This window comes from Halalkalicoccus subterraneus (genome assembly GCF_003697815.1).
In the GTDB taxonomy this organism is placed as follows: domain Archaea; phylum Halobacteriota; class Halobacteria; order Halobacteriales; family Halalkalicoccaceae; genus Halalkalicoccus; species Halalkalicoccus subterraneus.
Genome location: NZ_RDQG01000055.1, coordinates 1 through 13,070, shown reverse-complemented (window position 1 = coordinate 13,070; position 13,070 = coordinate 1). Strand labels below are relative to the sequence as shown.

The 13,070-nt window shown below is 52.0% G+C and carries 18 protein-coding genes; 7 read left to right on the top strand and 11 right to left on the bottom strand.

Features of this window, described 5'->3' with window-relative positions; translation table 11 throughout:
• Positions 1-137: 137 nt before the first annotated feature.
• From EAO80_RS13310 to EAO80_RS13300, 3 genes are read right to left on the bottom strand one after another with little or no spacing between them, the layout of a single operon-like run.
• Entirely contained in the window at positions 138-386 is a 249-nt protein-coding gene (locus tag EAO80_RS13310; RefSeq protein WP_122090369.1) for a DUF7692 domain-containing protein, read from the bottom strand.
• Positions 387-396: 10 nt separating this feature from the next.
• On the bottom strand, positions 397-642 hold the full coding sequence (locus EAO80_RS13305; RefSeq protein ID WP_122090368.1) for a hypothetical protein: 246 nt from the start codon (positions 640-642) through the stop codon (positions 397-399).
• A complete protein-coding gene (locus EAO80_RS13300) occupies positions 639-1,100 on the bottom strand; it encodes a hypothetical protein (RefSeq protein ID WP_245998617.1) in 462 nt (153 codons plus the stop codon). The genes EAO80_RS13305 and EAO80_RS13300 overlap by 4 nt, the downstream gene beginning before the upstream one ends.
• 289 nt (positions 1,101-1,389) lie before the next feature.
• Between EAO80_RS13300 and EAO80_RS13295 the strand changes: the two genes are divergently transcribed.
• Both EAO80_RS13295 and EAO80_RS13290 read left to right on the top strand, forming a co-directional pair.
• Positions 1,390-1,620: a helix-turn-helix domain-containing protein gene (locus EAO80_RS13295; protein ID WP_122090366.1), complete on the top strand. Its 231-nt coding sequence runs from the start codon at positions 1,390-1,392 to the stop codon at positions 1,618-1,620.
• Positions 1,621-1,984: 364 nt separating this feature from the next.
• On the top strand, positions 1,985-2,560 hold the full coding sequence (locus tag EAO80_RS13290) for a hypothetical protein (RefSeq protein ID WP_122090365.1): 576 nt from the start codon (positions 1,985-1,987) through the stop codon (positions 2,558-2,560).
• Between the two features lie 432 nt (positions 2,561-2,992).
• Here the strand turns inward: EAO80_RS13290 and EAO80_RS13285 are convergent, their stop codons facing one another.
• From EAO80_RS13285 to EAO80_RS19810, 3 genes are all read right to left on the bottom strand, one after another.
• A complete protein-coding gene (locus EAO80_RS13285) occupies positions 2,993-3,193 on the bottom strand; it encodes a hypothetical protein (RefSeq protein ID WP_122090364.1) in 201 nt (66 codons plus the stop codon).
• Complete coding sequence (locus EAO80_RS13280; protein ID WP_122090363.1) at positions 3,190-3,411, bottom strand: hypothetical protein; 222 nt, start codon at positions 3,409-3,411, stop codon at positions 3,190-3,192. The genes EAO80_RS13285 and EAO80_RS13280 overlap by 4 nt, the downstream gene beginning before the upstream one ends.
• A 482-nt stretch (positions 3,412-3,893) precedes the next feature.
• The gene (locus tag EAO80_RS19810; protein ID WP_162994004.1) at positions 3,894-4,427 is read right to left on the bottom strand and encodes a hypothetical protein; all 534 of its coding nucleotides are present in this window, start codon (positions 4,425-4,427) and stop codon (positions 3,894-3,896) included.
• 143 nt (positions 4,428-4,570) lie between these two features.
• Here EAO80_RS19810 and EAO80_RS19805 point away from each other — a divergent pair, with 143 nt between their 5' ends.
• From EAO80_RS19805 to EAO80_RS13260, 5 genes are all read left to right on the top strand, one after another.
• The gene (locus tag EAO80_RS19805) at positions 4,571-4,876 is read left to right on the top strand and encodes a hypothetical protein (RefSeq protein ID WP_162994003.1); all 306 of its coding nucleotides are present in this window, start codon (positions 4,571-4,573) and stop codon (positions 4,874-4,876) included.
• A gap of 950 nt (positions 4,877-5,826) precedes the next feature.
• Positions 5,827-6,396: a plasmid mobilization protein gene (locus tag EAO80_RS13275; protein WP_211330711.1), complete on the top strand. Its 570-nt coding sequence runs from the start codon at positions 5,827-5,829 to the stop codon at positions 6,394-6,396.
• A gap of 2 nt (positions 6,397-6,398) precedes the next feature.
• Positions 6,399-6,941 carry a relaxase/mobilization nuclease domain-containing protein gene (locus tag EAO80_RS13270; RefSeq protein WP_211330710.1) on the top strand — a complete coding sequence of 181 codons (543 nt, stop codon included), beginning with the start codon at positions 6,399-6,401 and terminating at the stop codon, positions 6,939-6,941.
• 286 nt (positions 6,942-7,227) lie between these two features.
• Positions 7,228-8,841, top strand: a complete 1,614-nt coding sequence (locus EAO80_RS13265) for a type IV secretory system conjugative DNA transfer family protein (RefSeq protein ID WP_245998616.1) — start codon at positions 7,228-7,230, stop codon at positions 8,839-8,841.
• A 336-nt stretch (positions 8,842-9,177) separates the two neighbouring features.
• Entirely contained in the window at positions 9,178-9,582 is a 405-nt protein-coding gene (locus EAO80_RS13260; RefSeq protein WP_122090362.1) for a hypothetical protein, read from the top strand.
• A 112-nt stretch (positions 9,583-9,694) separates the two neighbouring features.
• Here EAO80_RS13260 and EAO80_RS13255 read toward each other — a convergent pair whose 3' ends face one another.
• The 5 genes from EAO80_RS13255 to EAO80_RS13235 all read right to left on the bottom strand — a co-directional run.
• Positions 9,695-9,982: a type II toxin-antitoxin system RelE family toxin gene (locus EAO80_RS13255; protein ID WP_122090361.1), complete on the bottom strand. Its 288-nt coding sequence runs from the start codon at positions 9,980-9,982 to the stop codon at positions 9,695-9,697.
• Positions 9,983-9,990: 8 nt separating this feature from the next.
• The gene (locus EAO80_RS13250; protein WP_122090360.1) at positions 9,991-10,188 is read right to left on the bottom strand and encodes a hypothetical protein; all 198 of its coding nucleotides are present in this window, start codon (positions 10,186-10,188) and stop codon (positions 9,991-9,993) included.
• 618 nt (positions 10,189-10,806) lie between these two features.
• Entirely contained in the window at positions 10,807-11,193 is a 387-nt protein-coding gene (locus tag EAO80_RS13245) for an FAS1-like dehydratase domain-containing protein (RefSeq protein ID WP_122090359.1), read from the bottom strand.
• 761 nt (positions 11,194-11,954) lie between these two features.
• On the bottom strand, positions 11,955-12,512 hold the full coding sequence (locus EAO80_RS13240; RefSeq protein ID WP_122090370.1) for a maltose acetyltransferase domain-containing protein: 558 nt from the start codon (positions 12,510-12,512) through the stop codon (positions 11,955-11,957).
• Positions 12,513-12,852: 340 nt separating this feature from the next.
• A partial coding sequence (locus EAO80_RS13235) for a type II toxin-antitoxin system death-on-curing family toxin (protein WP_122090358.1) occupies positions 12,853-13,070 on the bottom strand: 218 nt, incomplete at its 5' end.

Sequence of the window (13,070 nt, the reverse complement as noted above, 5' to 3'; positions counted from 1 at the left end):
ATTGCCGACTCAACAGATTCAGGTGACCGAGTACCGGATTCTGTCTTGTCACTATTCACTACAATCCGTTCATGGATCTCATGGATTTCATCAGCCGTCGGGTACTCGATATCCATTAACAGTTGTTTCTCGTGCTATCAGTCGCTGACGTTCACGTCTGATCGGATCTCGTACTCTAACTCCACCTGTGAAGTCGAGAGGAGCGCGGCAAGCTCCGGTGTCATGTCGGGATGATCCATCGCCCGCTCTAAGTTATGCATCATCTCCTCGGTGAACTGTGCCGACGCATCAACCGCGCCCGACCGAGTAGATTCATTCATGAGCTCACCTACTCGGTCATACAGGTCCGTGCGCCACTCGTAACTATCGGTTGTATTGATTCTCATGGTGGTCTGTCTAGTTGATGGGACGCCCAGTAAATAGGAAGGTGATAGCCACGCCTTCCTCGCGAACAGTAACGTCTGCGACGTTGAAGCCCCACCTTCGGCACTCCGCGAGACGGCACTCATCAAGGGTTCCCGACTTCAGGACCACGGTAAAGAACGGGTCCCCGACACCATCATGCACGGTGTCGATCTCTGCATCCACGTCCTCGACCATATTCACGGCTTCAGTCTCGGCGCTCGCCTCGAAGTCACTCATCGGAGCGAACACCCCGAGGAGTGGAAAGCCGAGTCCTCCAGGTCGCCGCGACAAAGCGACTCCCGACCACAGCCCGAACACTCCCAGTAATTCGCTCCACCCTGATCAGCCGGTTCCGTCCACGGGCCGGTAATCCGGGCTTCGTCCGTGCCCTGAGTAGGCTTCTCGACTACAGCCCCTCCGTCCGTGGCGACTTCCTGATCCGTCTCTGCAGCCTGCTGATCCGTCCGTGCATCGATCATCATCTCTACGTCCGTCTCTTCCTCGAGATCGGGAACCTCTCGCTGCCCGATCTCCATCTCGACGCGCCGGAGATGCTTACAACCGTCTTCAGGAGTGTTGTACTCCTGATCCGGGCAGCTGCAGGACTCTCCGATCAGGTCCACTCGGTAGACGCTCCCCGACTGACTGTAAACGTTGTACTCGCCCGTGTCGCCCGCGTGACGGTCGATGCTCATTGATTCGACCGCTGCCTTCTCTGTTCGCTTCTCTGTCCCGTCAGACTCTTTTTCTGCAGTGTCGTATGCGTTCATGGCTTGTGTGCGACCGAAGCAGGCCAGTCCGCCTGTTCCAAGCAGGCGGGCACTCACTCATACCGTCGAGTTATGCCCCATAGGGACCGGTCTGCCTCTACCAATTCATACATCTGCAAGGGTAATAAAACCCGCGGTCAAAGACGTATGCATTGGCTTTAAGTCCCACCGTCTCATATGGATTAATAGGTAGAGAAATGGTATGTCCACGAAAATGAGAAACGACAAACGAGACGAAGAGACGGGCCGCTTCGGAGAGAAGTTCACTGATGAAGAGTTCATTAACGCGGTCGAGAGCGGCGACCTTCCGACGACTAGCGACGTAGCTACAGCCGTTGATTGCAACTATCGGACGGCCTACGGACGCCTCGGGGATCTCGAAGACGCCGGAGTGATCACTTCTCGGAAGGTCGGCAACTCACTCGTTTGGACGAAAGAGAACTAACGGTGCTTCCTATGAAACGTACCATCAGAGCTTGTATGTCCAAAATACAGTCAAAACCACTATGGCAGCAGGCCCGTACATACGAGATATAATCTGATCTAATCAAAATGAACGCACGGAAAGGAACCGACGCCACCTCCCACCTGGCCAAAGGAACGGGAGGCAAGCGCATTAACCTCGTCATGAGTGTTCCGGACGGGTCCACTCATCTCCTACAATGAGTTCGGACCTTTTCAATTCCACGGTACGCTCCATGACTCGTACTATGTGAGATGTTTACAAAGGAGATTAACGCGGTTACGTCGGTCGCAACGGATCTAGAGACTACTGCAGCTAGCCCCGGCTTCCTCGGAGGGGGATCGGCATGAGAGATGACGAGGATCAGCTTCGTACGAACGTCTCTTCCCGCCTGAAGAAGCAGATAGACTCGGACCCCCGGACGAACAAGGAGATCGTCAACTCCCTCTTGGAACAGGAGTTCCTGACCGAAGAGAGTGAACTACGGAACGAACTTCAAGAGTTAGACGAGAAGATCGAACAACGGCAGAAGGAGATCGAACGGAAGCAGGAAAAGCAGGAAGAAGACCGGGAACGGAGAGACGACATAGCGGCTCAACTGGAAGAGATGAAAGAACAGAAGCAGGACTACAACGACTGGTTAGACAGCGTTCTCAACGCCCGTGAGAACGACGAGACAGGGCGGCTGATCCCTGAACTGATCGAGAACATCGATGGGTTCGATCACTACGACGAAGGCCCGAGAGAGGTGCAGAAGGATCTCAAAGACCGGGCGATAGATCAGAAGCGACCACTCTGTTCGGAGGACTTCACCCCCGGGAGTGGTGGCACTGTTGGACCCTACCTGCACGAGAAGGAAGAAGAGGCCGGTCATGAGAGTAGTGACTACGAGATCGGGTATAGCAGCGAGACTGCTGACTAACCAAAGAAGCCACCGCGAAGTACACCGAACCTTCCTATGTACACTTGTACATTGAGATGTACATATGTACATCTCCTTCTAGACTACTCTCTCTAGCTGTTGTTGTTGTAGTGTTGTGTTGTAGTAGTAGTAGTAGAGAGTGTACTAGGTACGGATGTACATTTGTACATCCGAATGTACATTTGTACATCGTAGAGTGTCCTAGTGTAGTGAGAGAATAGTAGTGTAGTAGTGTTGTACTTAGTGTAGATGGTTGTAGAGTGTCTTCCTAAGCCGTCTTCTCCGAGGTTTCCGTAGAATAGCTCTTCTACTATCCTGATGTAACCCGGCTACTTCTCGATGTACACTCGGTTCCTTGTGCAACAGTCGCCTTTCTTGATCGGTCGAATGTTGAACAAGGTTGGATCACTCGGAGGATCTACGCGACTCCGACTAACTCCGTTCGACCACGTCCCGAAGCGTTTCCCGTTCCTTCACTGATAGCGATTCGTTCGGCTTGATCCCCTGCTGGACCATGTCCCATTTGCGGACTACACGGGCTTCCTCGCTGGTTAGATCGACTTCTGAAACGTCCCCTTCGGATAGCTGCTTCCCGATCCAACTGTCGATTTCCCGTTTTGATAGGTCAGTCATTGATCTACCCTCTGTTCCTGGCGTTCTTCGATACGATCAATCTTCTCCGAGAGTTCCTGCAGATCCTTATTCTTCATAACGGACTGTTTGACGTTGACGGCATAGGCGAGCGCCCGGACCCACTTGATCCGAACCTTCTCATTTTCTGCATCGTAGACTCTGCCGTTCTCGACTTTCCGTTTCGCCTCCTCTACAGCTGCATCGAGAGTGTCGATCATGTCGGACCATTCATCCGAATCAGCTTCGGGGCCTTCGCGCGTGGTCGCACATCGCGTCCCCACTCATTGCCCGATCCCCCGGGGTTAGAGTGCCGAAAACGGGTCTGCAGACTGTCCTGAGTACAATATTCGCGTTTCATCATGGGATTAGAACCGCCTTGGACGCGGCTTAGTAACGGCTAGTATCCGAGGGGTTGTAGTGCTACGCTTTGATCCGACTTGGAACACTCGGGTGGTGCGGATCACTCTCGCTGCGGTGGCGGTATGACTACTGTGCCGAGGCGCGCGAGAACCCCCGTCTCGGAGGGAATGACCGAAGGGAACGACTGAGAATACGGCGTTACTTGGAGCGCGCCGATGGTTTCGTAACGGCCGCTAGCGGCTATCATAAATTCTGATATGTCTTGGTGTATTTCTGTTCCTAGACTGACTGGATATGTCTATATACTATAGAAATTCGACAATATTAAATAATTTAACTATTATTCAACTCGAAGGTTTCCAGGAACCCAGTCTTCTGTAGGCCAATACGTTCCTGTATCTGCTGTTACGATCCCTGTGTCGTAAGGATCGATTTCAGCTTCGACGTAATAGAGTTTGCCTCCAGAAGCAGTAAAGAGGCTTCTCGCCTTGAAATGGTAAGCTGGTCCAACCGGTGAGTTTGATCGGTATTCAAAGAACTTATCCACGCCACCTACATTCTTTGATATTACTGTCGGTTTGCTTATTTTATCGGATTCAACAAGTATATCTAGCTGATATATGTCTGTACCATTTAGATACCATTCGCTTCGAAGCGTACTTGAATCACCGGAAGAAATTGTTGAGGGACTAAAGCTAGTTGTAGCGTTGTTGATGTACTCCGGCGATACGGAAATGTCATCGCTATCGTTCTCTTGTTTAGAACTACTGTCGTTGCTCTCTGTATCTGCTTGAGCCGTTCCCATAGCAGTCAGTGATACTAACCCAATTCCTGCTCCTTTTATAATTGATCGTCGGGGGAGTTGATCGTCCATTATGTACCCAGTTATGAGATAAATGCTAATCAATAATAATGCTTATTTCATATAATTATCAGTTGTATTTATACACTTAAGATAGAACTCTTGATGTGTCCGCTAATACTAAGTTGTACCTGTCCCAATAAGCTAGAGAGACTGTGACACCAATTGAATTCAATCCACAGAGTCGAGAGGATATTGCTGGAGGTATCCTTCTGGCACTTGTGTCGGTAGGGCTTTTAATGGGTCATTGGCAGTATGGTGTTAATTGGCAAAATCCAGCTATCATGGCTTGGCTCGCGACAATCACTGTTGTTTGTGTTGCACTTGGAATCTATGCATTTGGGTATATTACTGGTGATATTTACAAGAATAAATCGATATATACCTCAATTTCACGTGTTCTTGGAACGATTGCGATAGCGACAATTCTGATTTTTGTACTGGCTATATTCTTCGTCTAAAGTAAGGGCCCTTATCGCATGTGGCTATTTAACTACTATCGGATCGATCTTGCTTGCGTAGCTTGCTTTTGTGGGCTGGTGATTCCGGTATGTCTCCACGCTTAGGGCGGCTGGGTATGCCACCACACTAGATACTTAATCTGATCGGGGAGTAGAACCTTACCAGGTGCGCGCGACTGTGACGATGTTGTCAGTACCTTTCCGTACAGCGTTGCGTAGGTCTGCGCTGAACGTTCGTTCCATGTTCGACAGAATGACGAAGCGACGGATTTGCTCGCGGGTAGCCGTGGAGTGCGGTTTCGTTCCAGCTGTTGATCTCTTTCAGTAGGCACGTTCGCACCAGTATCCCATTGCTATAGATACGACACTGAGTACGGCGCGAAAGAATCATGCGCGGCGAACATGAGATGGTTGATCGGCAGATCACAGACTAGCGTCTCGACGTCGGCGTAGTCCGTAGCGTGCTCGCTGCGCGCTTGCTCAATGGTAGTGATAGCTACACGAACCCATCGAGTTTTAGACTACAGCTGGATCACTCGAGCGGTACAGACCCATCTTGCTACTTTTGCGGTGGACTACTGTGCCAAGCCGGAGGGGAACTCCCGTCTCGGAGCGACCGAAGGGAGTGAGAATACGGCGTTACTTGCCCGACCCGCGAGAGTTCCGGTAAGCTACCAAAGACATAGGATTACAACTGATCGGTAGGTGTCCCGAGAGAAACATCAGTTAGCCAGATTTGTCTTTCTTCAAAGTGTTAGATTAGGCCCACAATCTTCTAGTTACTAGACCATTTGGTTAGTACTGTGGTACAAATGGTAGAGAAACGCAGTACGGCAGTGCGTTCCCACCCGAAGGGTGGCAGGTCTTTAACCTGCCATCCGAGGGTTGCGGGCCGAACAGTGCGAGAAATCACCACTGATCCCACCTCAAGAACACATCACTAACCTATAATGACAAAGTATCCTAATCGTGACCCTTCGAAGAAGCCCGCCCCTGATAACGATGGATCACAGGGCCGGACTGAAGCAGTCACGTTCTATCTCACGCCCGACGAGAAGCAGGCAGTAAAGCGCGAAGCCGACGAGATAGGCGATACCCTTTCCACCTACTGCGTTCGCCTACTCCGCCGTCAGCGACAGCAGGAAGGTCTTGAAGAGAAGGCCGACGAGTTGAACGTCGAACAACGATTTGATGAATTGGCATCGAAGGCCATTGATCGAATCGAAGAGTCTGTGGAGTCCGTAGAAGACGCCACGGAGGATCTGAACGATATCCAACGGACGGCAGGCACGTACCCTATCGTGAACTTCCGCCTGCTTATGCGTCAATACAGCCCGCCCGAACCGTGGGTGAACGATGAGTTTGCCCTCGCGGCTACGAAGCTAACGAAGCCGGTTGGGGATCATGATCCCACCGCAGAGCTATCTTCGGACGATAACTCCGGGGGTGGAGACGAGGAAAACACCAACGGAGATGACTCACAGGGCGGCAAAACCGTAGATGATCTGTTGGACCGTTAGCCATGTATGGAGATGACCGCGATACCGTCTACAAGACCGATTATCGGGATAACGAAGGTACTGGTGCCCTTACGAACTACATGAGTCACGATCAGCAGCAGATCCGTGATCGGGCCGGTCGGGAAATGTCGGACGAGGAGTTAGATCAGTTCGATGCTCGATCCGAGGGGCAACGGAACCGTCACATCATCATCTCCCCGGATAACCGCCACGGACTCTCGGAACAAGAGATGGATCGGGCGACTCGGGCCTACATGAGTGAGATGGTAGAGGACCGTCCCACCGCCGATTACGTCTACGCGATTCACGATGACAAAGAAGACGAACAGGATATTCACATAGCAATGACAGCCAGCGACAAAACAGACTTAGAGATGTATCCAGACGATATCAGAGAAGAACGACAGCGCGCCCATAGCCGCTATCAGGAACAGCAGAAGGAACAACAGCAGGAGAAAGAACAGGAGCAGGAACAGCAGATCCCCCACTGGAAGCGCCAAGAGAGGGAAAATGAACAGGAAATTGAACGGGGGATGGGTCGATGATCCGACCACTCCCGACCCTACTCGACCTGCTGCAGCTAGAGGTAACTCGTCGCGTCGAGTATCCCACGGACGGACCACTTGATCTGACCTGTGTGGGTCCCGAGTGTTCCACTGCTAACGGGGCAGAGGTAACGTATATGATCGAAACGGCGCTTCAAATCCCGACTGCAGGGCCGACGACAGGAGCTATGGTCCTGATCCTGCTTTGTACCCTACTAGCGACTATCAGTTTCGTACTAATGGGCCGAAAAGCCGCCCAAGACGGGAGTACCGGAGGGAACAACCGATGAGTTTAGTGGACGCAATCGGGTCCCTCGGTAACTACACCGTCTTTGCGGCAGTTGCAATTTGGGTTGGAGTACTAAAGTTCCGTGGGGCTGGATCAGTCGCAGAGCTTTGGTACACTCTCACGGCAGGGCTACGGGCCAAGAGTAGGCTACTGCCGCCGATAGCCGCCGTAGTGGGATGGCTTATTGGTCTGATCGGTCTTATCGTTGCAGGCGCGGGCATAGCCATGCTACTGTGGATCTTCGTGATTCCGGTCCTAGCGATTTGGCAGATGATCTGCATGGGTGCCCCGTTGACCTTCCTTCGGGGAATGGCGGCCCTGATCGGACGAAACGGTGGGTCTGTCGAAGCAAACAGTGAGACCTTCCGACTGCCGATGAACGTCAATAAAAGCGACGCTGACGACGTTTCAATGTGGACAAGCAGTGCTGTCCCGGTCCCACGTCGAAGCCTCCTAACTCTCGGCGCTTCGGGAAGCGGGAAGAGTGAGACGTTGAAGTGGTTCGTCGATCAGCTGCAGTCCGAGCCGAACGAACCCGTGATAGTATACGACCACAAAACGGACTACCAGGACTTCCTCGAATCGCAGGATGTGGACATGATCAAGCTTTCATCCGGGGGTTCGACCGACGAGAACGGGTCCGCAATAGCGTGGAACGTCTTTGAAGAGATGGAAACGGAAGCCGACGCCGACGAGATCGCTCGCGCACTCTTCCCCGATACCGACAACTCGGCCGGCGACGACTTCTTTGTCACAGCTCCTCGCCAGCTATTCGCGGCGAACCTGAAATACCTAGATCGGGAGATCGACAACCCAACGAACGCCACCCTCGTGAACTACTGGCAGCGAGCAACCCCAGAGAAAATGCACGAGAATCTGACCCGCGACGGTCATGAGGACCTAACGGCGGCCTCTGCAGCGATTGATCCCGATGCCTCGAAGCAGTCGATAGGAGTGTTCGCGAACGCCCAACAGCACGTTCAAGACCTTTTTACCGGCGACTTTGCGGCGGAAGGTGACTTCTCGGTTCGGGAGTACATGGAGAACCCGGACGGACGGGTCTTGGTTCTCGATTACCCGACCCGGCAGAGTGAGACTATCGCCCCGATCTTCCGGTTCCTGATAGACGAGAGTATCAAGCACGGGATGGACGACCCGCACCGACCGGCCTACTACCTCCTAGACGAGATCGAGCATATGGGCGTCACAATCAGTCGCCTCGACGAGCTGATTAACGTCGGACGGGGCAACCAGTGCCAGTGCATTCTGAGCCTTCAGTCCGTAGCCCAATTGCAGGACACATACGGCACGGAGAAGTCGAAGGCACTACTCTCTGGCATGACGACCTCGGTAATCCTCAGGACCGCTGACGAGGCGTCTGTGGACTATGCGAGGGAGACGGTCGGCACGGAGTTCAACGAGTACACCAAGAACGTCGAGAAGTCGTCTGTGCCCGGTGGCGGGACAATCGAAACGAACCGCGAAACGAAACAAGAGGAAGAACACCACTTCGCTAAAGGCGAGCTTCGGAGCTTCGACCCCGGCGAGGCCATCGTAGCCCGACAGGGCAAAGGATGGGTTCAGGGACGAATCCAGATGCTGAAGCAGTAGCGCCGTCACGAGAACGGCGAACACGACCTCCGGTAGGCTTAGGTTTTTAATTATCGCAACCGACCCGCTACGTGTCGGCCCTCACCCCCATCTTGCGGTGAATCACCAGCCGACAGAAGTGTCTCGACATTCCACATCGGTGGCATGGCTTGGCTCCATACTCGCCATGCTCACCCACTTCAGTCCACGATAGTAACCGCGCGATTCTCATCTTGTGCAACGAATCGGATTCTCGTAAAGGGTGTTGCACAAGGCGATACACCGTTACCCGCTATATCCAACGTCTGACGCCTGTCTGACCTAGGTTAAAGCAGGCACGCTCCGGTCACGGACCTAATGGATTCGATCACGCTCCGGTTACAGCCGGATACGATAGAATCACTAAGCGGAGAGGCCAACGAACACGGCGTTTCACGTTCCGAGTACGTTCGTAACATCATCCAATCACGGCACGAACTAGAACGGTTACGCGGCGAATACGAGCGGTTACAGGCCGATCACGAGGGTGAGATTGAGGAACTACGCGAGGAATACGAGGATCGGATTGCCGACCTCGAACGGGAGAACGAACGCCTGCGAAACGAGAAACGTGCCCTAATCCAGGATCGAGAGGAGAGAACGGACCTCGTTGAGTACGTTGAACGGGAGAAGGAACTTGATCAGCAACGCCAGCAGCGCCGGCAGGCCCCTGCATGGCGACGGGCGAAGTGGTGGTTACTCGGCGAGCCAGATGACCGTTAAAAGCGAGAGAATAGGAAATGCCCTGAGTGTAACACTCCGTTTCTCACGAAAGGCGCCATGAACCGACATCGAAGATAGTCGCACGAACTGCCGACGGTCGAGAAACAACGGTTCAGTCGCCGTATCGTTTGTGCGCGTCGTCAATATCCGTTATCTCAAGCACACGCACTTCGTCACGGTCCTCGTAGATATCGTAAAACGCTGTCCACGTCCGCCCGATGTGCATCCGATATCTGACTTGACCATCCACGGGAAGTTTTTCTTTGTCGCCACGTCCTGAACTGGGGTGAGGATTATCCGCGAGATATCCAAGGTTTTGCCGACAGATTCGTTCAGTCTTCTCGTCGGCAGCAGTTAGAAACTCATCTACTTGGGGATGCAACAACACGTCATAGGCCATAGAGGCGCTTAGGCCTCGTCAAGAGGGACGAATTCGTTAGTGTCCATCTCGTCCATTCGACGGAATTTCTCGGCGAGTTCCTGTCGATTGCGTTCTTGGACGAGTTCGCGCATGAGATCGTCGTAGGTCTGTCCGGGCACCTTCAAGTCGTGCAAGAGTTTGTGCGTATCCTCAGTGACGGGGATCCGTTTGTCTGCTTCAACCATGTAAAGACTTACAGCCCGTTAAGATATAAAGATAGTGATCGAGGATGGTAGACCAAGTGGGGAAATCATGCCTATCGCTACCTAATTACTCTATCTGACCCGACCATACGATATTAGCAGCAAGCAGGAACTGCAACGGGAGTTATCGCGTCTCTTTCAATCAGCTTATAGAAATGACGTGCCGATCGGGCCCACGTGGGTCTGTGAGTACACGGATCGGCCCAGTTTGGAACTAATGGCGATCGAGCTTGCGGAGAACAGAGAATAGAAACAATAGTTTGGAAAGCCGACTCTGGAAACCCCTTCTGGGCACTACTCCGTGGGTCAACACGCACAGAAAACACCAATCGCCATTTTGCACAACTCCCCGTCGATACGATGTGCAAAACCACTCTCTCGATCCGTCGATTCACTCCAACGAGTAGATGAATAGACACTATATCAGGGCTATAGCAGTAAATCGAGGGTAAATCAGGCAGTGAGTGACTCGATATAGACCACTTTCAGGAACCGATGTGTAAGAAATGGACTCCTACACACCCTCATTCTGTGTTCGTTCCATTGTATCGAGGGGTGGAGTTCCCGGTATGTAGAGATGCGAACAGATCATTAAGGCAGTTAGGTGTCTTTCCAAATAATTCCCTCAGCTGCCGAGGTCAACACCGTTTCGCCATCCGTGTTTTCACAAACAACGTCCGATGTGAATTCGTAGCGGTCATCTCGTTCTACGACTGTGTCATACGTTGATCGACAGGTGATCGGTTCGCCAGTGTAGACCGGCTGATGGAAATTAAACTCCATCGTACTGGCCAATACTTCATTATCGCTACCCATCTTCGTAGGCAGAGTCGCAGTCAATAACCCCTGTACCATTACCTGCCCGTCCTCATCCGGCTCAGTATGACGAGGTTGGTCGTCACCGGTGAGGTCTGCAAACTGTTGTACATCTTCAACTGTGAACGTTCGCTCAAACGTCTTCGTCTCGCCTTCAACTAGTTGGGCCATCAGAATCTGTCTCACGAATAAGCCACTCGGGATAATAAAATAGTGGTGTGGTCAGTATTCAGCATACTATTTCTGAGACTCAGATAGCCGCTCTGGTAACTGCTTCATCTGTATGTAGCGCTGAGTACTCCCATCATTCGGCGATGACATTGACCGCACTTCCTTCCACCTCTAATCGCCAGGTGGTCAGTCAAATAACTCACTGTTGAGTCCTTCACCTTTGTCCAATAGTAACGCAGGTATAGATATCCTATACTAAGGACAACGATACATCCAATAATTGATACTATTACTGACATAACACAAATACAGTTCCAATCTATAAAATGATTAGTAACGGCCAGGCAAATATTTTCGAAGCTATTTAGATAGAAATAATTAATAGGGATGGAGTTCTAATATTTAGTGCGGTTCGAACGACAGCCTGTCGATGGCATATCGACCACAGCTGTCAACTCCCCCCTCTCACTCCCCAATCCCTTGGGAGTTTTTCCGAAGCGTAGATGTGTGAGCAGATGTCGAATTTTACGACCGAAACGAGCGCTTCAGTCGCCGCATAAGTGGGATGAGTTCGGCACGATGGAATTGGACAGGCAGTACGACTATCCCATTGATAGGTCGGTCAGACGCCGTAGAATGGACATGGAGGATGAACCATCTGGTACGTAGCAGTGCGAATCTAACGCGACTATTCCATCAAATCATTGAGATTTTGATGGGCCATGCTGAATACAGAGCGCATATCGCGCAGAGAAGTTCTCTCAATCCAGTTCTTTGACCACTGTTGCCGGATTCCCTTGGACGACGACCTCGTCTGGAACATCCGTGGTGACGACGGCCCCAGATGCGATAACGGAGTTATCGCCGACCGTCACGCCGGGGTTGAGAACTGCTTGGCCGCCAATCCAGACGTTATCACCGACTGTCACCGCTTTGCCGTACTCCGGACCTTTGATTCGCTCGGTCGCATCAAGCGGATGCGTTGCCGTATAGATATGGACGCCCGGTGCGATCTGACAGTTCTGCCCAATGTCCACCCGACACACGTCTAAGATGACACAATCGAAGTTGGCGTAGAAGTTCTCACCAACGTGGATGTTGTGCCCGTAGTCACAGCGAAACGGTGGTTCTATTTCGCAGTCCTCGCCGTAAGAACCGAGAAGTTCCTCTAACAGTTCCTGGCGTTCGGTTTGGTCGTGTACCGTCGTGCAATTGTAGCGTCTCGTCAGGTCGCGTGCGCGTTCCCGTTCGGCCACAAGATCAGGGTCGTCGGCGTCGTACAACTCCCCGTTCAGCATCTTCTCTTTTTCGCTATCCATGTGGATCATGGATTGGCCGTCCAGTTAGATTCTCCGCACCCTCCGCGATGGTCAATTCTTCCTCTGTATTCAGCACGCTGTTCTTGGCAACTATCAGTGAAGTCGATTGCTACTCTGTTATCTACTTGACCTGTATCTACCAATTTCCACTCCGTTTTTGGTAGTGGCTGAGGATTTCAACAGAGCTACTCGTCTTCAAGCTTCACGAACAACTCTCGATGCTCGTCGATATACCGATCAGCAAACTGGGCCGCCCGCTTACGCCGATCAGCCTCATCATCCCTGTGTTCTTCAGACATTGAATCAGCCTCTGATGAATTTGTATACGTCATAGTGAGTCTTAGTCGTTTTCGTGGATCGTTCGCTGGTGAAGATAGTCTTCAACCCGTGAAAGATCAACATCCTCCGCATCTGTCGCAAGATCCCGGAGGATCGTCCGGATAGTGTCGTCAGGTTCTAACTGGTAACCGTTCAGATCGTAGAGATAGGCTGCTGACCAGAGTGCCGTTCGTTTGTTCCCATCAACATATGGATGATCCGCTACAATCAACCACATGA

Coding starts and splice junctions, on each gene's coding strand:
- EAO80_RS13310 (WP_122090369.1), bottom strand. CDS start 386: ATGAGAATCAATACAACCGATAGTTACGAGTGGCGCACGGACCTGTAT.
- EAO80_RS13305 (WP_122090368.1), bottom strand. CDS start 642: ATGAGTGACTTCGAGGCGAGCGCCGAGACTGAAGCCGTGAATATGGTC.
- EAO80_RS13300 (WP_245998617.1), bottom strand. CDS start 1,100: ATGAGCATCGACCGTCACGCGGGCGACACGGGCGAGTACAACGTTTAC.
- EAO80_RS13295 (WP_122090366.1), top strand. CDS start 1,390: ATGAGAAACGACAAACGAGACGAAGAGACGGGCCGCTTCGGAGAGAAG.
- EAO80_RS13290 (WP_122090365.1), top strand. CDS start 1,985: ATGAGAGATGACGAGGATCAGCTTCGTACGAACGTCTCTTCCCGCCTG.
- EAO80_RS13285 (WP_122090364.1), bottom strand. CDS start 3,193: ATGACTGACCTATCAAAACGGGAAATCGACAGTTGGATCGGGAAGCAG.
- EAO80_RS13280 (WP_122090363.1), bottom strand. CDS start 3,411: ATGATCGACACTCTCGATGCAGCTGTAGAGGAGGCGAAACGGAAAGTC.
- EAO80_RS19810 (WP_162994004.1), bottom strand. CDS start 4,427: ATGGACGATCAACTCCCCCGACGATCAATTATAAAAGGAGCAGGAATT.
- EAO80_RS13275 (WP_211330711.1), top strand. CDS start 5,827: ATGACAAAGTATCCTAATCGTGACCCTTCGAAGAAGCCCGCCCCTGAT.
- EAO80_RS13270 (WP_211330710.1), top strand. CDS start 6,399: ATGTATGGAGATGACCGCGATACCGTCTACAAGACCGATTATCGGGAT.
- EAO80_RS13265 (WP_245998616.1), top strand. CDS start 7,228: ATGAGTTTAGTGGACGCAATCGGGTCCCTCGGTAACTACACCGTCTTT.
- EAO80_RS13260 (WP_122090362.1), top strand. CDS start 9,178: ATGGATTCGATCACGCTCCGGTTACAGCCGGATACGATAGAATCACTA.
- EAO80_RS13255 (WP_122090361.1), bottom strand. CDS start 9,982: ATGGCCTATGACGTGTTGTTGCATCCCCAAGTAGATGAGTTTCTAACT.
- EAO80_RS13250 (WP_122090360.1), bottom strand. CDS start 10,188: ATGGTTGAAGCAGACAAACGGATCCCCGTCACTGAGGATACGCACAAA.
- EAO80_RS13245 (WP_122090359.1), bottom strand. CDS start 11,193: ATGGCCCAACTAGTTGAAGGCGAGACGAAGACGTTTGAGCGAACGTTC.
- EAO80_RS13240 (WP_122090370.1), bottom strand. CDS start 12,512: ATGGATAGCGAAAAAGAGAAGATGCTGAACGGGGAGTTGTACGACGCC.